The sequence below is a fragment of the Actinomyces sp. 432 genome, assembly GCF_009930875.1.
In the GTDB taxonomy this organism is placed as follows: Bacteria; Actinomycetota; Actinomycetes; order Actinomycetales; family Actinomycetaceae; genus Actinomyces.
This window is the reverse complement of sequence record NZ_CP025249.1, coordinates 1,389,962-1,409,428: the sequence shown is the minus strand read 5'-3', so window position 1 is coordinate 1,409,428 and position 19,467 is coordinate 1,389,962. Positions and strand designations below refer to the sequence as shown.

Here is a 19,467-nt window from a genome sequence, read left to right as displayed (position 1 = left end):
CGGGGGAGCGGTCGTGGTCCCGGGCGTTGGCGTACCCGGCGCGCAGGCGCAGCAGGGCTCGCTCCTGGACGCCCCGGCGACTGCGGTGCGCCGCGTGACGGCCGCGGGAGTGAGGCTGCCCGTGGCGCGCGTGCTGCTGGAGACCGCCGTGCCCCACCTGGACCGGCTATTCGACTACCTGGTGCCGCCCGAGCTCGACGTCGCCGCAGGCGTGGGCACACGCGTGGTCGTCCGCTTCGGTGGGCAGGACATGCACGGCTGGATCTGGGAGCGTGCAGGCACCACCACCCACCCCGGCAGGCTAGCCGCCATCCGCCGGGTCGTCTCCGACCTGCCGGTGCTGACCACCGAGACGATGCGACTGATTGAACTGGTGGCGGCACGTAGCGCCGGGGTGCGCTCCGATGTCGTCCGGCTGGCCGTCCCGGCCCGGCACGCCACCACCGAGCGCGAGGAGCGTGAGCGGCCGACTCCGCAGCTGCCGCAGTGGTCGCCGCCGTCCACCGATGCCTGGGCGGTCTACGACGGCGGTCCCGACTTCCTGCGGGAGCTCGGCGCCGGCCGCGCCCCACGCGCCGTCTGGACCGCTCTTCCCGGTCGCCGCGGGCAGGTGGCGCACTGGACCACTCTGCTCGCCGACGCCGCCCGGGCCACGCTGGCCAGCGGGCGCGGCGTACTGGTGCTCCTCGCCACGACGCAGCGCGCCGAGTCCGTGGCCGCGGACTTGAGCTCCGCCCTGGCGGGAGAGAGCGTAGCGGTCCTGTCCGCTGAGCATGGCCCCTCTCGGCGCTACCGGGCATTCTTGCGCGCGCTCAGCGGGAGGGCCCGCGTAGTCGTTGGGACCCGCGCGGCCGCCTTCGCCCCGGTTAGCAATCTGGGCCTGGCAGTCATCTGGGACGACGGCGATGACCGGCTCGATGAGCTACACGCCCCCTACGTCCATGCCCGCACCGTGCTGGCGCTGCGTAGCGGCTCGGCCGGAGCCGGATTGCTGATCGGCGGGTATACGCGCTCGGTTGAGGCCCAGGCCTATGTGGAGCAGGGCTGGGCAGTTGATCTTCACGCCCGCCGGGAGACGGTGCGCGCCGCCGTAGCGCGCGTGCAGGTGCCCGGCGCCCCCGAGCTTGAGGCGGAGGGCCCCTCCGGCGGCGCCCGCATCCCTTCCCTGGCCCACCGGGCTGTACGTGCGGCCCTGGCGCACGGTCCGGTGCTGGTACAGGTGCCACGCGGGGATACGCACCGCTGGTGGCCTGCTCCCGCTGCCGGGAGGTAGCCCGCTGTGGCTACTGCTCCGGACCGCTGGCCATGGGCCGGGACGGGACGATCACCTGCCGCTGGTGCGCACGCACGGCCGCGAACTGGCGCTGCCCCACGTGCGGCAGCCGGCGTTTACGCATGGTGCAGGTAGGTACCACCCGCACCGCGGAGGAGCTGGGCCGGGCCTTCCCGGGCACCCCCGTCGTGACCTCCGGCGCACGTGAGGACCATGGGGTGATCGCCACGGTAGACGCCCGCCCGCGCTTGGTGATCGCCACCCCGGGGGCGGAGCCGGTGGCCGAGGGCGGCTACCGGGCAGTGCTGCTGCTGGACGGGGCGGCGCTGTCCGCCCGCGCCGAGCTGGGTGCCTCCAGCCAGGCCCTGCGGCACTGGACGAATGCCGTTGTACTGGCGGATCCGCAGGCGCGGGTAATGGTCCTGGGCCGCCCCCATCCGGTGGTGGCACAGGCACTGGTGCGGTGGGACCATGCGGGGTTCGCCCGGCGCGAGCTGGAGGAGCGGGCCCAGCTGCACCTGCCGCCGGGCTGGCGCGCCGCCCGCGTGGACGGCCCGCGTTCCCGCCTGGAGGGAATCTTCGAACGGGCGCGGGCGGCTGGTTTTGAGGTGCTGGGGCCCGTCGCGGTCCCCGCCCGTGCTGCGGGCGGTCCCGGCGCCCCGGAGGCGCAGCCGGAGCCGGAGGCCACGCGGGGCCTCATCCGCACGCCCCTGCTGCGGGGGCGCGAATTGGCCGAGTTCCTGCGACTGCAGGTGCGGGAGGCGTCGGTACGGCGGGAGGATCCCGTCCGCGTCGAGCTCGACCCGACCGTTTTGTGGTAGCAGCTGCCGGCGCACTGTGGGAGGCTCCTGCCATGTCCGTCCACACGATCCCCGTCGGCGCCCCTGGCAGCGGCATAGACGTCGTCGTCTTCGACTACGGCAACGTCATCTACACCTGGGACGCCGTCGGAGCGGTAGCCGGGCGGGTGCCCCTGCGCGACTGGCGGGAGTTCGTGGACACGGGGGAGTTTGCGCGCTGGAACACCCTGCTGGACGCCGGCGCGCCCCTGGAGCAGGTCCTGGACCAGCTTTGCGCCACTCGCCCCGGTCGTCCCGAGTGGCCCCGGATGCTGCGCACCTACTGGGACCACTTCAGCGACACCAAGACCGGCCCGGTGCCCGGTACGGCCGCCGTCATCGAGGACCTGCTCAGGGCCGAGGTGCCCCTGTACGCACTGACCAACTTCAACGACGTGCTGTTCGATGCCACCCGGCACCTGTCACCCCTGCTGGACCGCTTCCACGGCGTCGTCGTGTCCGGGCGCGAGCACCTGGTCAAGCCCGATCCCGCCATCTACCACCTGCTGCTGGACCGCTATGGGCTGACCGCGGAACGTACCCTGTTGGTCGATGACTCCGCAGCCAACGTGCAGGGAGCACGGGCGGTGGGCATGCGCGCCCACCGCTTCACCGGAGCCGGCACGCTGCGCGCCGTCCTGATTGAGCAGGGCCTGCTGCCGGCGCCCCTAGACTGACCCCATGCGCGTTCTGTTCGCCGGAACCCCACAAACAGCCCTGCCCGCGCTGCGGGCACTGACCCAGGCACCCGAGCATGAGGTAGTCGGGGTGCTCACTCGCGCCGACGCCCCCCGGGGGCGTGGGCGCACCCTGCATCCCTCGCCAGTGGCCGCAGCCGCCCGGGAGGCAGGCCTGGAGGTGCGCACCCCCGCCACCTTGCGCGACCAGGACACGCAGGCATGGGTGCGCGGCCTGCGGGCGGACGTTGCCGTGGTGGTCGCCTACGGCCGGATCGTGCCCGCCGCGCTGCTGGATGTGCCCGTGCACGGATGGATCAACCTGCACTTCTCCCTGCTTCCGGCCTGGCGCGGTGCCGCCCCGGTGCAGCGCGCCCTGATCGCCGGGGACCACATCACGGGAGCCAGCGTGTTCCGCCTTGAGGAGGGTTTGGACACCGGCCCGGTGTACGCGCGCATAACCGAGGCGATCCGGCCCGATGACACCGCAGGCGCCCTGCTTGAACGCCTCGCCGACGCCGGGGCGCCGCTTTTGCGTGAGGTCCTGGCCGGCCTGGAGGCCGGCACCGTGAGCCCCGAGCCGCAGGACGGTGACGCCGCCACTTACGCCCCGGTGCTGACGCCGGCCGACGGGCGCGTCGACTGGAATGACAGTGCCGCCGCCATTGACCGCCTGATCCGGGGCGTAACCCCGGCGCCGGGCGCCCACACCAGCTACCGGGGCGCCCGCATGCGCCTGGGACCGGTGAGCCCCATCCCCGACGCCGCTGGGCTCGCCCCCGGAACGCTGCAAGTGACTAAGCGGGAAGTGCGCGTGGGCACCGGGGCCGGCCAGGTCAGGCTGGGCCGGGTCGCACCTGCCGGGAGGAACTGGATGGATGCCGACGCCTGGGCCCGCGGCGCCCGCCCCGCACCCGGTACCGTGCTCGGAGAACTACCACAGGACGCCGACGAATGAGAGATGACATGACCCGCCCGGACCGCCGCTCCGTATCGGCAGCGGATCGGCCGCGCACTCGCCGAGGCACGACCCCCGTGCCGACCGGGCCCGCGGTAGATCCGGTTCGCCTGGCCTGCCTGCACGCGCTTACCAAGGTGCGCGAGGACGACGCCTACGCAAACCTGGTACTGCCCGAGATTCTCGACCAGGCTCGGCTCGAGGGACGCGACGCCGGCTTCGCCACAGCCCTGACCTACGGGACCCTGCGCCTCCAGGGCCGTTATGACGCGATTATCGGGATGTGCATAGACCGACCCCTGGGGCGGGTGGATGCGGTTGTGCTGGACGCGCTCCGACTAGGGACGCACCAGCTCCTGGGCATGCGCGTGCCCACTCATGCCGCCGTATCCACCACGGTCGACCTGGCCGCGTACAGTGCCGGCCCAGGCGCCGCGGGCTTCGTCAACGCCGTGATGCGCCGCATCAGCGAGGAAGACCTGGATGGGTGGCTGGCCCGCCTGCGCGCCGACGCCCCGGACGCCCTCACCGCCCTGTCCCGCACACATTCGCACCCCGTCTGGGTGGTTAAGGCCATGCGCCAGGCCCTGAAGGTGAACGGGCGCCCTAACCAGGGCGATGAGCTGGAGGCCCTGCTGGATGCAGACAACACCGACCCCCAGGTCACGCTGTGCGCCAGGCCGGGGCTGATCGGCGTGGATGAGCTCGCCGCGCAGGTGCACGCCGCCACCGGGGAGGAGCCGCGTCCCGGGCGCTTGAGCCCCTACGCGCTGGTCCTGTCCGGCGGCGATCCCGGACGCATAGAGGCGGTGCGGGACTCGCGCGCCGGCGTTGAGGACGAGGCCAGCCAGCTCGTGGCGCTGATGCTGGCCGAGGCGCCGCTGGAGGGCAGCGACGCGCGCTGGCTCGACCTGTGCGCCGGCCCCGGCGGCAAGGCCGCCCTGCTGGGGGCTCTGGCCGCCGGCCGCGGTGCCAGGCTCGTCGCCAACGAGGTTGCCGCCCACCGCGCCCGGCTGGTGGATGCGGCCGTGCGTGCCCTGCCCGAAGGCGTCGTGGAGGTGCGGGCCGACGACGGGCGGAACATCGGACGGCAGGAGCCCGGCGCCTACGACCGTGTCCTGGTGGACGCGCCCTGCTCCGGACTGGGCTCCCTCAGGCGCCGTCCCGAGGCGCGCTGGCGGCGCACGCCCCAGGATGTGGCCGCGCTGGCCGAGCTGCAGCGCGAGCTGCTCGCCAGCGCTGCGGCGGCCGTGCGTCCGGGCGGCGTAATCGCCTATGTCACCTGCACGCCCCACGTACTGGAGACGAACCTGGTGGTGCGTGACGTGACCAGGCAGGTGGCCCGCTCCGGTATCACCCTGGAGCCACTGCACGCCGGCCGCCTGGCCGCGGCCGTGTCCCCGCAGGCCCCAGCAGCAGCCGACCGGGAGGCACTGCAGACCTGGCCCCATCTGGACGGTGCCGACGCCATGTTCTGCGCCCTGCTGCGGCGTACCGTATGACTAGTCCCGCGAGCCAAGGAGCCCATATGACCCCGGCGATCCACCCCTCCATCCTCAACGCCGATCAGCTGCGTCTGGCCGCCGAGCTGGACCGGGTGCGTACCGCGGACGGCCTGCACGTGGACATCATGGACAACCACTTCGTGCCCAACCAGTTCGGGGGCCCCAGCCTGGTCGAGTCGGTGCTTGCTCACACGGCGCTCCCGGTTGACGCGCACCTGATGATCACCGACGCTGACCGCTGGGCGCCCGCTTACGCCGAGGCGGGATGCGCCATCGTCACCAGCCACATCGAGGCGACCAGCGCACCGTTCCGCCTGGCCCGGGAGCTGCGGCGGCTGGGGGCCGGCGTCGGCCTCGCCCTGCGCCCGGCGACCCCTTTGACGGCGGTGGAGCCGCTGCTGGGAGAGCTTGATCTGCTGCTGCTGATGACTGTTGAGCCCGGCTTCGGCGGGCAGTCGCTCCTGGAACCGATGCTGGACAAGATCGCCGCGGCCCGCCGCATGGTGGGCCGCAGTGGTCAGCAGCTGCGTATTCAGGTCGACGGCGGCGTGACCGAGCAGACCATCGTGCGCGCCGCGGAAGCAGGCGCGGATGTGTTCGTCGCCGGGTCCGCGGTCTACCGGGCCGAGGACGCGGCCGGCGCGGTGGCGTCGCTGCGGGCGCGTGCCGCCGCCCACACCCACTCGGACGTCGGCTGACACGCCCGCTGCCACTTTCAAGGTAACGGACAGGATTTGTTGCGTTTCCACAATAGGCTCCTGTGAGTCCCCAGCCGTATCGTTGAGGTACGGCGGGATTCGCCTGTCATGCCCGATAATGTCTCGCTTGAGACTTGTAGGCAAACGCGAGTCCGCGTCGGTTCGTGGACATGCCCCGAACCGGCCCGCCCACACCTGCCAGCCCACCCCAGGAGCCGCCCAGTGACCGCTGCCGCGAGCCAAGTACGCCCCCTAAACCGCATCCTCATCGCTAATCGCGGCGAGATCGCCCTGCGCGTGGCACGCACCGTCAGGGACCTCGGCGGCATCTCGATCCTGCCCTACACGCCAGAGGACCTGATGAGTCCCGCGGCGGAGCTTGCAGACGAGGCCCACGCCCTCCCGGACGGATCCGGCTACACCGACGCGGAGGCCATCATCGAGCTTGCGCGCCGTACCGGCGCCGACGCCATTCACCCCGGTTACGGCTTCCTGTCAGAGGACGCCGACTTCGCGCAGGCGGTCGCGGACGCCGGCATGACCTGGGTGGGGCCCTCACCCGCAGCCATGCGCACCCTGGGCGACAAGCTCAGTGCCCGCGCCGCTGCGGTCGCAGCCGGCGTCGAGCCCGTCCCCGGTATCACCGACTCGGTCACCGATCCTGAGGCCGTCATCGCCTTTGCCGCGACACACGGCTACCCGGTCGCGCTCAAGCGCACCGACGGCGGGGGCGGACGGGGCATCACCGTGCTCGCCGACGATGAGGCTGTGCGCACCACGCCCGCCTTCGACTCCGCCGCCGGAGTCGGCACGCTCATCCTGGAGCGCTTCGTCACTGCCGCCCGGCACGTGGAGACCCAGTGCGCGCGCGACGCCCACGGCGCCTTCGCCGTCGTCTCCACCCGCGACTGCACCCTGCAGCGCCGCAACCAGAAACTCCTCGAGGAGGCACCCGCCCCCTTTCTGCCCGACGATGTTCAGGCGCGCCTGCACGAGGCCTCCAAGCGCCTGCTGGACGCCGTTGACTACGTAGGCGTGGCGACCTGCGAGTTCCTCCTGACCCCCGCCGGCGAGCTGTGGTTCCTGGAGGTCAACCCCCGTCTGCAGGTCGAGCACTGCGTCTCCGAGGAGGTCACCGGCGTGGACCTGGTGGAGACCCAGTTGCGCATTGCGGCCGGCGGGCACCTGGGCCACGTCCCGGCCCCGCGGGGGCACTCCCTGGAGCTGCGGATCACGTGCGAGGACCCCGCGCAGGGGCTCACGCCGTCCACCGGCACGATTACGCGTCTGCGCTGGCCGGCGGGTCCCGGAGTCCGCATCGACTCCGGAGTGGTTGAGGGGGACACGGTTACCCCTACCTTCGATCCGATGCTCGCCAAGATCGTGGTTACCGGGGCTGACCGCGACCAGGCCATCCGGCGGGCGCGGCGGGCCCTGAGGGAGACGGTCGTGGAGGGCGTGACCGTCTGCGCCTCACTGCACGCCCACGTGCTGGAACGCGAGGAGTTCACCCGGCCCGACGCCGACGGCGGGCTGGGGGTTACCACCCGCTGGCTGGAGGAGGCGGTTCTGCCGGGCCTGCGCTCCGGTGCCGCCGCACCCGCCGCGGGTGCCGCCGACGGCACGGGGCAGGACAGCCACCGCACGCGGTCCACCTACGTGGTCGAGGTCAACGGCCAGCGCCTGCAGGTGACTGTCCCTGACGGCATTCTCGGCGGTCACAACCGCCGCCTGGGAGCAGGCTATCCAGGGGGCTCCAACTTGGCGCAGCAGCCACTGCGCGGGCGCGGGAACGGCCGCGGCCGCGGTACGACCGCAAGCAGCGCGCAGGGGGAGATCCCGGCGCGATCGCCGCACCCATGCAGGCCATTGTGACCCGTATCTGCGTGTCCCCGGGGCAGCGCGTGCGCGCCGGCGACCTGCTGGTGGTACTGGAGTCCATGAAGATGGAGAACTACGTGCACGCCCCGGATGACGCCACGGTTGCCGACATCCCCGTTAGCGCCGGGCGCACCGTGTCCGCCGGGGAGATCCTGGTCCGGATGCGTGATATCCGTGATGATTCCGAGTCCAAGCAGGAGGACTGAGCATGGCTGAAGCAGTTGCAGCAACCAGCGCCGTCGCGGATGCCGCCGCGCCGGAAGCCACGATGGCGGCCTCGCCGGCCACGACCGCCTTCCGGGAGCGCATCGCCCGCGTCGACGCCGAGGCCGAGGAGCGAGCCGCGTCCCGCCAGCACGCCAAGGGCAAGCAAACCGCCCGCGAGCGCATCGATATGCTGCTGGATGCGGACTCCTTCCTGGAGATCGGGCGTTACTCCGGCTCCGGCGCAGGCGAGGGCGCTCGCCCGTCCGGTGTGGTCACCGGCTTCGGGCAGATCGGCGGCCGCCAGGTTGCCGTCTACTCCCAGGACTTCTCCGTCTCCGGCGGCGCCCTGGGCAGTGTCGAGGGTGACAAGATCGTGCGCCTGCTCGACGACGCCCTGCGCCTGTCCATACCGGTGATCGGCCTGATCGACTCCGGCGGCGCCAAGATCCAGGAGGGCGTGGCCGCGCTGCGGCAGTACGGCCGCATCTTCAACCGCACCTGCGCCGCCTCCGGCCTGGTGCCGCAGATCAGCGTCATCCTGGGGCCCTGCGCCGGGGGCGCGGTGTACAGCCCGGCCCTGACGGACTTCGTCATCGCCACCCGCGAGGCCTCCCACATGTTCGTAACCGGCCCAGACGTGGTGCGCGCCGTCACCGGCGAGCGCATCAGTGCGGAGGAGCTCGGTGGGGCCGACATCCACGGCTCGGTGACCGGGGTGGTGCACTACGTGGCCGATGACGAGGACGACGCCCTGGCGCAGGTGCGCACCCTGCTGGCCTACCTGCCCTCCTCATCCGACCAGGAGGCGCCCCGCTACGCCTACGAGGACGCCGATCGGGCGGCAGACCGCGACGCCGCCGCCGAGGTCGGCAAGCTGGTGCCGGCCTCGCCCCGCCAGCCCTACGACGTCACCGCCGTGGTCACCGCCCTGGTAGACCATGGGGAGCTGGTGCAGGTGCAGGAGGACTTCGCCGCCAACGTCGTGGTCGGCTTCGCCTGCTTCGAGGGGCGCCCCGTGGGCGTGGTCGCCAACCAGCCGCTGGTGGATGCCGGCACCCTGGACGTGGACGCCTCGGAGAAGCTGGCGCGCTTCGTCCGGTTCTGTGATGCCTTCGGCCTGCCGGTGGTGACCTTCGTGGACGTGCCCGGCTACCGTCCCGGGGCGGAGCAGGAGCACGCCGGCATCATCCGCCGCGGCGCGAAGGTGATTAACGCCTACGCCTCCGCCACGGTGCCGTTGGTAACCGTGGTCCTGCGCAAGGCCTACGGCGGCGCCTACATCGTGATGGGTTCGAAGGCGATCGGTGCGGATCTCAATTTCTGCTGGCCCGGCGCTGAGATCGCTGTGCTCGGCGCCCAGGGAGCCGTGGGGATCATTCACCGCCGCGAGCTGCGCAAGGTGCGTGAGGAGGCCGGTGAGCAGGCCGCCGCCGCCGAGCAGCAGCGCCTGGTCGACGAGTACACCGAGACGGTCATCAATCCTGACAAGGCGGTTGCCATCGGGGAGATTGACGCCGTCATCGCTCCCGAGCACACGCGCACCGTGATCGTCGACTCCCTGGCCGCCCTCGCCGATAAGCGCGACGGGCGTCGCACGCCCGCCAAGAAGCACGACAACGGCCCACTATGACCTACAGCTCCAACTCTCAGACCTCTTCACCCGACCGAACAACCGAGGACCGCATGACCACTCAGCCCACCAACCCAGATACCGTCGCCGAACGCTTAAGCGGGGGCGAGGCCTACGTACTCGCCTTCGGTGGCCAGGCCACTCCCTGGCGCACCACGCTGGAGGAACTGTCAGGACTGGATCGTGATCTCGCCACCGAGCTGGTGGCGATTGACGCCGCCGTCGCCGAGCGACTCGCTCCGGTGGCCACCGACCTGCTGACCATCACCCCGCGCGGCTCCCGCTTCTTCGACTCCTCCGGTGCGCCGGTTGCCCCGGCACCCGGGCGCGGCGGCGCGGACGGTGCGGACGTGTCCGTGCCCGGAATCCTGTTCGCCCAGCATGCGGCCCTGTCCTGCCTGCCCGGAGCCGGCATCGATCCGGTCGGCACCAGCGGCCCGGATGCTGTCATCGGCCACTCCCAGGGAGTGCTCGGCGTCGCCCTGCTCGAGGCGCTGCGCCGCGCCCGCCAGGACGGGGACGAGTCACCGGCTCCCGCCGGGGTGGTGCAGGCGCACGCCATTGCCCGTCTGATCGGTGCCGCCGCGGCCCGCACCACCGGTCGGCTCAACCTGGGCACGGTGGGGGAGACCACTCCCATGCTGTCGGTGCGGGGGGTCACCCGTGCAGTCCTCGACGGCGTTCTGGCCCAGGTGCCCGGCGCGCACGAGCTCTCCGTCGGCGTGATCAACGGGCGCCAGGCGCACATCCTGTCCGGCCGCCCCAGTGACCTGGAGCGGGTTGTCACCGCTCTGGAGGCGGCAGCCCGCCGCTCCGAGCAGGACCGCAAGGAGCGCCGTCGCGGCGGCGCCGTCCTGAACCCGATCACCGAGTTCCTGACCACGTCGGTGCCCTTCCACACGCCGCTTCTGGCGAGCGCCGTCGACGATGTGGCTGCGTGGGCCGCCCGGGCCGGGCTGGACGAGGACCTGGCCCGCAAGCTCGCCGTCGCCGTGCTGATCGACCCGGTGGACTGGCCCGCCACGGTGCATGAGGCCCTCGCCGGGGGCGAGCGCCGACTGATCCTCGACCTCGGTCCCGGGACTGTGCTCTCCCGGCTGACCGAGCCGGTCGTGGCCGGCACCGGCACCACGGTGGTGCCCGCCGGCACCTCCCAGAACATTGACGACCTCGACCGCCCGGGGGCCGCGCCGGCGCCGACGGTAGACCGGGCGCGCTTCGCGCCGCGGTTGACGCAGCTGCCCGACGGTCGCATCACCCTGGACACCGCCTTCACCCGGCTCACCGGCCGCTCCGCGATCCTGCTGGCGGGTATGACCCCCACAACTGTGGACCCGGAGATCGTCGCGGCGGCAGCCAATGCCGGCTACTGGGCGGAGCTCGCCGGCGGCGGACAGACCACCGCCAAGGTGCTGGCCGACAACCTGGAAGGCCTGGAGGAGGCCCTGGAGCCGGGCCGCACCGCCGCCTTCAACGCCATGTTCATGGACCGCTACCTGTGGAACCTGCACCTGGGTACCCAGCGTCTGCTCTCCAAGGCGCGCGCCGCCGGCGCCCCGGTGGACGGCGTCGTCATCTCGGCGGGTATTCCCGAGCTGGATGAGGCGGTCACCCTGATTAACCGCCTGCGTGGCGAGGGCTTCCCCTACGTGGCCTTCAAGCCGGGCACGGTTGACCAGATCCGGCAGGTGATCACCATCGCCAAGGCGGTGCCGGACGTGCCGCTGATCATGCAGATCGAGGACGGGCACGCGGGTGGGCACCACTCGTGGGAGGACCTGGACACGATGCTCCTGGCCACCTACGACTCCATTCGCGCCGTGGACAACATCGTGCTGTGCGTCGGCGGCGGCGTCGGCGCCCCCGAGCGCGCCGCCGACTACATCACCGGGCGCTGGGCCGAGGCCTACGGCACGGCGGCGGCCCCGGTTGACGGCGTGTGCGTGGGTACCGCGGCCATGACCGCCCTGGAGGCCAAGACCAACGAGGACGTCAAGCAGCTGCTGGTGGACACGCCTGGAATCGACCCCGCCCACGAGGGCGGATGGGTTGCCTCCGGCGCCTCCGCGGGCGGTATGACCTCGGGACTGTCCCACCTGCGTGCGGACCTGTACGAGATCGACAACTCCTCCGCCCGCGCCTCTCGGCTCATTCAGGAGATCGCCGGCAACGAGGCCGCCATGACGGCCCGCCGCGAGGAGGTCATTGCGGCCCTGGCCAAGACCGCCAAGCCCTACTTCGGCGATGTCGAGCAGATGAGCTACCTGCAGTGGGCCACCCGGTACGCGCAGTTGTGCGTGGCCCCGCACGACGGCCGCCCCGCGACCCGCGCGGACTGGGCCGACGAGGGCTGGTACGACCGCTTCCTGGACCTGCTGCACCGCATTGAGGCGCGTGTGAGCGACGCCGACCACGGGGAGATCCCCACCCTGTTCGCCGGCGAGGAGGACGTCCTGGACTCCGACGCCGCGCTGGCAGCGCTGGCGGAGCGGTACCCGGCGGCCGCCACCACCATGGTGGAGCCCTCCGACGCCGCCTGGTTCGTCGACCTGTGCCGCAAGCACCCCAAGCCGGTTCCCTTCGTTCCGGTGCTCGACGCCGACATCCTGCGCTGGTGGGGCACCGACTCGCTGTGGCAGTCCCAGGACCCCCGCTACACCGCGGACCAGGTGCGCATCATTCCCGGCCCGGTGTCGGTGGCCGGCATCACTACCATCAACGAGCCCGTCGGCCACCTGCTGGGCCGCTTCGAGACGGCCGTGATCGATGCCCTGCGGGATGCCGGCGAGCAGGCGGCTCCGGCAGCCGGACGCCTGGGCGAGTCCTGCGCCCCTGGCTCGCGCCCGGTGGCCGATGCCACCGAGCTGGTGCGGGCCACGCCCCACGTGCTGTGGAACGGGCACCTGACCGTGAACCCCGCCCGGGTGCTCACCGATGACGCCTACCGGGTGGTTGCGCGTCCCGACGTCGCCGAGGACGCCTACGACCTGGACATCACCCTGGACACACACTGGGACGGCACGCCCGGCGGTGAGGGGATTCACGCCGTGCGCCGGCTGGTGGTGCCGCTGCGGCTGGCACGCGCCTGGGACGGCGCCGCCCCCTTCGTGGACCCGGGCCGTATCAGCGACACCATGAACGACCTGCTGCGCAACACTGCAGGTGTGGGCGCGGTGTCGATCACCGGTGACCTGGTGGAGCAGCTGCCCGAGGTGATCCCCCCGCAGGCCGGCGCCGTAGACGCGCTTGGGCGTGAGGCCCACCAGCCCTTCGGCACCGTTCACGCGCGCTTCACCCTGGCCGACACCCTGGGTGCGGACCACGCCGCGGTCACGGCCGCGGCCCTGCCCACCACCCTGGCCGCCGCGCCGCTCGTGCCCGACGCCCTGCTCGGCCCCTGCTGGCCAGTCGTCTACGCAGCCCTGGGCAGTGTCGTAGAGGACGGGATGCCGCTGATTGAGGGCCTGCTCGGCGCCGTCCACCTGGACCACACCATTGACCTGCGCCGTCCCCTGGCTGACCTGGTGCAGCAGGCCGGCCCCGACTGCGTGATTCAGGCCGACGGCTGGGTCGCCGGGCTGGAGGAGTCCAGCGCGGGCCGCGTCGTCGACGTGCGCCTGCAGCTGACGGACACCACCGACGGCAGCCTGGTGGCGTTCATGCGCGAGCGCTTCGCCATCCGCGGCCGCGCCTCCGGCACCGCCGTGCCCAGCTCTCCCGAGCAGGCCGGCGGCACCGGCAGGGCGACCGTCCCGGCCGCCCGCCGCCTGCTGCGCCGCATCACCGTGACGGCCCCGAGCGACATGACGGCCTTCGCCCGGGTCACCGGCGACTTCAACCCGATCCACACCAGCTACCACGCCGCGAAGGTCGCCGGCATGGACGCCCCGCTGGTGCACGGCATGTGGCTGTCCGCCACTGCGCAGCAGACGGCGGCTGCCACCGCCATCGACGGCACGCGGCACGTGCTGGCAGGCTGGACCTACACCATGCACGGCCCGGTCGAGCTGGGGGACCACGTCCAGATCAGCGTGGAGCGCACCGGCCTGGTGGTCGGCGGCGGCGTGGTCCTGGAGGTCACCTGCCGCATCGGCGACGAGGTCGTCTCCCGCGGCACCGCGGTGACCGAGCCCGAGCCGACCGCCTACGTCTACCCCGGTCAGGGCATCCAGGCCCGTGGCATGGGTCTGGACGAGATGCGCAGCTCCAAGGCCGCCCGGGAGGTGTGGGAGCGGGCGGACGCCCACACCCGTGCCGAGCTCGGCTTCTCCGTGATCGCGCTGGTGCGCGACAACCCCACGGAGATGACCGCCCGCGGCGTGACCTACCGCCACCCCGACGGCCTGCTCAACCTCACTCAGTTCACGCAGGTCGCCCTGGCCACCGTGGCCATGGCCACCACGGCGCGCCTGGCCGAGGCCGGCGCCCTGGTGGAGTCGGCCGCCTTCGCCGGCCACTCGCTGGGCGAGTACACCGCCCTGAGCGCATACGGGCGCGTCATGTCCGTGGAGACGACGATCTCGATCGTCTTCCAGCGCGGGTCCACCATGCACTCCCTGGTGCCGCGTGACGCCACCGGCGCCTCCAACTACCGGATGGGAGCCCTGCGCCCCAACCAGGCGGGCATCCCCGCCGACGCCGTGGAGGAGTACATCCGCGAGGTCTCCGAGGCCTCCGGGGAGTTCCTGCAGATCGTGAACTACAACCTCGCCGGCGTGCAGTACGCCGTCGCGGGCACCATCAAGGGCCTGGAGGCGCTTGCCGCCGATGCCCGCGAGAAGGCGGCCGCCCGGGGCGGGAAGAACCCCTTCATGTACGTGCCCGGAATTGACGTGCCCTTCCACTCGGAGGTGCTGCGTCCCGGCGTACCGGAGTTCCGGGAGCGCCTGCTGGCGCTGATTCCCGCGGACCTGGATGTGGAGCGCCTGGTGGGTCGCTACGTGCCCAACCTGGTGGCCCGTCCCTTCGCGCTGACCCGCGACTTCGCCCGTGCCATCCTGGACGTGGTCCCCTCCGAGCCGGTGCGCGAGATCCTGGACGACTGGGACCAGTGGGCCGACCGGCCCACTGAGCTTGGCCGCCAGCTGCTGGTGGAGCTGCTGGCCTGGCAGTTCGCCTCCCCGGTGCGCTGGATCGAGACGCAGGACCTGCTGCTGGACGCCCCCGAGCAGGGCGGCCTGGGCGTGGAGCACGTCGTCGAGGTCGGCCTGGCGGCCTCCCCGACGCTGGCGAACCTCGCCTCCCGCACGCTGGCTCTGCCGCGGCACGCAGGCAAGCACGTGGTGGTGCACAATGCCCGCCGCGATGAGGCCCGCGTGCTGGCCACCGACACCGATCCGGCCGCCGGGCTGGAGGAGGAGAGCTTCGAGCTGCCCGAAGCGGCCGAGGAGAGCTCGCCGGCCACCGCCCCGACGGAGGAGGCCGCCGCCCCGGCGGCGCCCGCGACGGCTCCGGCCCAGCCGGAACCTGCCGCCCCCGCCGCGGCTGCTCCGGCCGCTGCCGGACCGGTTGCGGACCTGCCCTTCGGTGCGACCGACGCCCTGACGGTGCTGCTGGCCCACGCCGCCCGCATCCGTCCCGACCAGATCGCGCCCACCGACACCACTGAGTCGCTGACCAACGGTGTGTCCTCCCGCCGCAACCAGCTGCTGATGGACCTGGGTACCGAGCTGCAGCTGGCCAGCATCGACGGTGCCGCCGACGCCGATATGGGCACCCTGGCCGGCATCGTCGCCAAGGGCGCCCCCGGCTACAAGGCCTTCGGCCCCGTGCTTGCGGACGCCACCCGCACCGGGCTGGGACGGATTCTCGGCCCCTCCGGGGTGCGCGCCGGCCGCATCGCCGACCGCGTGACCGGAACCTGGGGCCTGGGTGACGGCTGGGTCTCGCACGTGACTGCGGAGATCTTCCTGGGCACTCGCGAGGGCGCCTCCATGCGCGGCGAGGACCTGGCCACGCTGGGCTCCTCGGCCCCACTGACCAACGCCGGCGCCGTGGACGCACTCGTCGACGCCGCGGTGCAGGCGGTTGCCGCCGCCCACGGCGTGACCGTGGCCATGCCCAGCGCCGGCGGTGCCGGGGGAGCGGTCGTTGACTCCGCCGCCCTGGATGCCTTCTCCGCGCAGGTCACTGGCGCAGACGGAGTCCTGGCCACTACGGCCCGCACTCTCCTGGATGCGCTCGGCCTGGCGGACAAGACGAGTGTGCCCGCCGACGCCGGTGACGAGGCGGCCGCCGCCCGCGCCGCCGTCGAAGCGATCGACGCCGAACTCGGCTCCGGCTGGATCAAGTCCGTGACCCCGGCATTCTCAGCGGACCGCGCCGTCCTCATTGACGACCGCTGGGCCTCCGCACGCGAGGACCTGGCCCGCCTGGGCAACGGGGAAATGGACCTGGAAGATGCAAAGAGCCTCCTGGCTCCGCAGCGCTTCACCGGCCTGGGCTCGGCGGTCGCAGATCAGGCCGCCTGGTGGGGGCGCCAGCTGCGCGCGGCCGGCACCGCCGCGGACTTGGCCGAGCGCGCCGAGATCGCCGAGGCCATCGCCGCCGCGGCCGCGCAGAAGCCGACCGCCTCAGCGGCCGGCGTGCGCTGGGCAGATGACGTGGCGGTGGTCACCGGGGTGGCCCCCGGATCGATCGCGGCCGCCGTGGTCGGCGAGCTGCTGGCGGGTGGTGCCACCGTCGTGGCCACCAGCTCCCGCCTGACGCACGAGCGGCTGGCCTTCGCCACCAGCCTGTACCGCGAGCACGCCTCCGCCGGCGCCCGCCTGTGGATTGTGCCCGCCAACCTGGCCTCCTACCGGGACGTGGATGCCCTGGCCGACTGGATCGGCAACGACCAGGTGGTCACCTCGGGCGGATCGACCAAGCTGGTCAAGGAGGCTCTGGTACCGACGCTGCTGTTCCCCTTCGCGGCGCCGCGTGTGGTCGGCACCCTGGCCGACGCCGGCCCGGCCGCCGAGTCTCAGACCCGTCTGCTGCTTTGGAGCGTTGAGCGCACCATCGCCGCGCTGTCTGCCATCGGCACCGACACCCACGTGGACCACCGTCTGCACGTGGTGCTGCCGGGCTCGCCCAACCGCGGCACCTTCGGTGGCGACGGCGCGTACGGCGAGGTCAAGTCTGCCCTGGATGCGGTGGTGAACCGCTGGCGGGCGGAGAAGAACTGGTCCGGGCGCGTCACGCTGGCCCACCCGCGCATCGGCTGGGTGCGAGGCACCGGCCTGATGGGTGGCAATGACCCGCTGGTGGAGGCCGTCGAGGCCGCCGGTGTGCGCACCTGGTCCACCCAGGAGATTGCCGCCGAGCTCGTTGAGCTGTGCACCACGCAGGTGCGTGGCCGCGCCGCGCAGGCGCCCGTGCAGGCCGACCTGACCGGTGGCCTGGGGGATGACGTGGACCTGGTGGCACTGCGTGAGAGCGCGCGTGCCGCTGCCCCCGCGCCGCAGCCGGAGCCTGAACCGCAGGCCACGATCAAGGCGCTGCCCACCCCGCACGTGCCCACCCAGCCCACCGCGCCCGACTGGGGTGAGGTGGACGCCGAACTGGACGACCTGGTGGTGGTCGTGTCCACCGGCGAGGTCTCGACCTGGGGCTCGGGCCGCACCCGCCGCGAGGCGGAGCTGGGCATGACCGTCGGGGACGACGTCGAGCTGACCGCTGCGGGCGTGCTGGAGCTCGCCTGGGGCATGGGCCTGCTGACCTGGCAGGACAGCCCCAAGGCCGGCTGGTACGACACCGACGGGGAGTTCGTCGACGAGTCCGACATCCACGCGCGCTACCGGGACGAGGTCGTCGCCCGCTGCGGTATCCGCGAGTTCGTTGACGACGGTGTGATCGCCACGGAGGGCCCGGAGGAGGTCGCCGTCTACCTCGACCACGACATCACCCTGACCGTGGCAGATGAGGCGACCGCCCGCACCATTGAGGTCACCGACCCCGAGCACACGCTGGTGGCACCGGAGCTGGTGGACGGCGCCCCCACGGGGGAGTGGACCGTCACCCGCCTGGCCGGCTCGCTGGCCAGGGTGCCGCGCCGCGCCACGCTGTCGCGCACGGTCGGCGGCCAGTTCCCGGTCGACTTCGACCCGGAGCGCTGGGGCATCCCCGCATCCATGGCACAGGGCATGGACACCATCGCCGCCTGGAACCTGGTCACCGCTGTGGACGCGTTCCTGTCCGCCGGATTCTCCCCGGCGGAGCTGCTGGCGGCGGTGCACCCCTCCGACGTGGCCTCCACGCAGGGCACCGGCTTCGGCGGCATGGAGTCCATGCGCAAGATGTTCGTGGGCCGGTTCCTGGATGAGGAGCGCCCCAGCGACATCCTGCAGGAGGCGCTGCCCAACGTGGTGGCCGCGCACGTGATGCAGTCCTACATCGGTGGCTACGGCTCCATGGTGCAGCCGGTGTCGGCCTGCGCCACCGCCGCGGTGTCCATCGAGGAGGGCTGGGACAAGATCGCACTCGGCAAGGCCGACGTGGTAGTGGCTGGCGCCATCGACGACATCTCGATCGAGTCGGTGGTGGGCTTCGGCAACATGAACGCCACCGCCGAGGCTGCCGCCATGTACGCCAAGGGCATCTCCGCCCGCCACTTCTCCCGCGCCAACGACCGCCGCCGCAGCGGTTTCGTGGAGGCCGAGGGCGGCGGCACGGTGATCCTGGCGCGCGGCTCGGTAGCGGCCCACCTGGGGCTGCCGGTGGCCGGCGTGATCGGCTTCGTCTCCTCCTACGCCGACGGCGCCCACACCTCCATCCCCGCCCCCGGGCTGGGAGCGCTCGGTGCGGGACGCGGCGGCAAGGACTCCCGCCTGGCCAGGGCCCTGGCCAAGCTGGGTGTGGAGCCCGACGACATCGCCGTGGTGTCCAAGCACGACACCTCCACGGGCGCCAACGACCCCAACGAGTCCGAGCTGCACACGCGCCTGGCGCGCGCGCTCGGCCGCACCGAGGGCAACCCGCTGGTGGCCGTCTCCCAGAAGACGATCACCGGGCATGCCAAGGGCGGTGCCGCCGTGTTCCAGGTGGCGGGCCTGGCCGAGATCCTCGCGACCGGTGTGGCTCCCGGCAACACCAGCCTCGACGTGGTTGACGCCCCGCTCGAGAAGGACGCCTTCTGGGTATGGCCGCGCACTCCTATCCGGGTGGCGGGCCGCGGCGGCGCGGACGGGCGCACCCCGGGTGCGGGTCCGGTGCGTGCCGGCCTGCTCACCAGCCTCGGATTCGGGCACGTGTCCGGTCTGATCGCCCTGGTGCACCCCGGCGCCTTCGAGGCGGCCCTGCGCGCGCAGAGTGGTCAGGAGGCCGTGGACGCCTGGGTGGCCTCCGCCAACCGGCGCCTGGCCGCCGGCACCCGGCAGCGCCGTGCCGGCATGATCGGCAGGGCCACGCTGTTCGAGCAGATCGACGGCCGCCGCCTGGGCGAGGAGCGTAAGGGTCGTGACCCGCATGAGGTTGAGGCCGCCATGCTGCTGGATCCGGAGGCCCGCCTCGGTGCCGACGGTGTCTACCACACCGGCGAGCGCGCCTGACATCGCGAAACCGGCCCAACTAACACGCCGAGACCGGCACTCATGACGTGCCGAGACCGGTAGAAGTGGTGGCCCCGGGAGCTACGGCTCCCGGGGCCACCGCGCCGTCGGGCTCTCGGGGTTGTCGGCACGAATGTGCGCGCGGCTCGGACATATCGCGGCCCGTAGGCCCGCTCGGCCCGCCAGTTCTATACGGGGCCGGGATTCTTCTAGACGTCCGGTCTTTGCGGCTATCCCGGAGCCTTACTTGTGGCGCCGGGAGCGGGGCC

General features: G+C 72.4%; 6 protein-coding genes and 2 pseudogenes. All 8 read left to right on the top strand.

The annotated features are described in order from the left end of the window. Positions 1 to 13 precede the first annotated feature (13 nt). Positions 14 to 2,094: pseudogene (locus CWT12_RS05765) on the top strand (primosomal protein N'). A 32-nt stretch (positions 2,095 to 2,126) separates the two neighbouring features. Next, positions 2,127 to 2,789 (top strand): HAD family hydrolase, encoded by a 663-nt coding sequence (locus CWT12_RS05760; RefSeq protein WP_161924049.1) that lies wholly within the window; start codon positions 2,127 to 2,129, stop codon positions 2,787 to 2,789. Between the two features lie 4 nt (positions 2,790 to 2,793). Beyond that, positions 2,794 to 3,747, top strand: coding sequence for a methionyl-tRNA formyltransferase (gene fmt / locus CWT12_RS05755; protein ID WP_161924048.1), 954 nt, complete (start codon positions 2,794 to 2,796; stop codon positions 3,745 to 3,747). A gap of 8 nt (positions 3,748 to 3,755) precedes the next feature. Continuing rightward, complete coding sequence (locus CWT12_RS05750) at positions 3,756 to 5,249, top strand: RsmB/NOP family class I SAM-dependent RNA methyltransferase (RefSeq protein ID WP_237564334.1); 1,494 nt, start codon at positions 3,756 to 3,758, stop codon at positions 5,247 to 5,249. 26 nt (positions 5,250 to 5,275) lie between these two features. Further along, a complete protein-coding gene (gene rpe / locus CWT12_RS05745) occupies positions 5,276 to 5,950 on the top strand; it encodes a ribulose-phosphate 3-epimerase (protein ID WP_161924046.1) in 675 nt (224 codons plus the stop codon). A gap of 222 nt (positions 5,951 to 6,172) precedes the next feature. After that, positions 6,173 to 8,037 (top strand): annotated as a pseudogene (locus CWT12_RS05740) (acetyl/propionyl/methylcrotonyl-CoA carboxylase subunit alpha). Between the two features lie 62 nt (positions 8,038 to 8,099). Continuing rightward, the gene (locus CWT12_RS05735) at positions 8,100 to 9,668 is read left to right on the top strand and encodes an acyl-CoA carboxylase subunit beta (protein WP_161925326.1); all 1,569 of its coding nucleotides are present in this window, start codon (positions 8,100 to 8,102) and stop codon (positions 9,666 to 9,668) included. Positions 9,669 to 9,721: 53 nt separating this feature from the next. After that, positions 9,722 to 19,198: a type I polyketide synthase gene (locus CWT12_RS05730; protein ID WP_161924045.1), complete on the top strand. Its 9,477-nt coding sequence runs from the start codon at positions 9,722 to 9,724 to the stop codon at positions 19,196 to 19,198. The last annotated feature ends 269 nt before the right edge of the window (positions 19,199 to 19,467 follow it).

Coding starts and splice junctions, on each gene's coding strand:
- CWT12_RS05760 (WP_161924049.1), top strand. CDS start 2,127: ATGTCCGTCCACACGATCCCCGTCGGCGCCCCTGGCAGCGGCATAGAC.
- fmt (WP_161924048.1), top strand. CDS start 2,794: ATGCGCGTTCTGTTCGCCGGAACCCCACAAACAGCCCTGCCCGCGCTG.
- CWT12_RS05750 (WP_237564334.1), top strand. CDS start 3,756: ATGACCCGCCCGGACCGCCGCTCCGTATCGGCAGCGGATCGGCCGCGC.
- rpe (WP_161924046.1), top strand. CDS start 5,276: ATGACCCCGGCGATCCACCCCTCCATCCTCAACGCCGATCAGCTGCGT.
- CWT12_RS05735 (WP_161925326.1), top strand. CDS start 8,100: ATGGCGGCCTCGCCGGCCACGACCGCCTTCCGGGAGCGCATCGCCCGC.
- CWT12_RS05730 (WP_161924045.1), top strand. CDS start 9,722: ATGACCACTCAGCCCACCAACCCAGATACCGTCGCCGAACGCTTAAGC.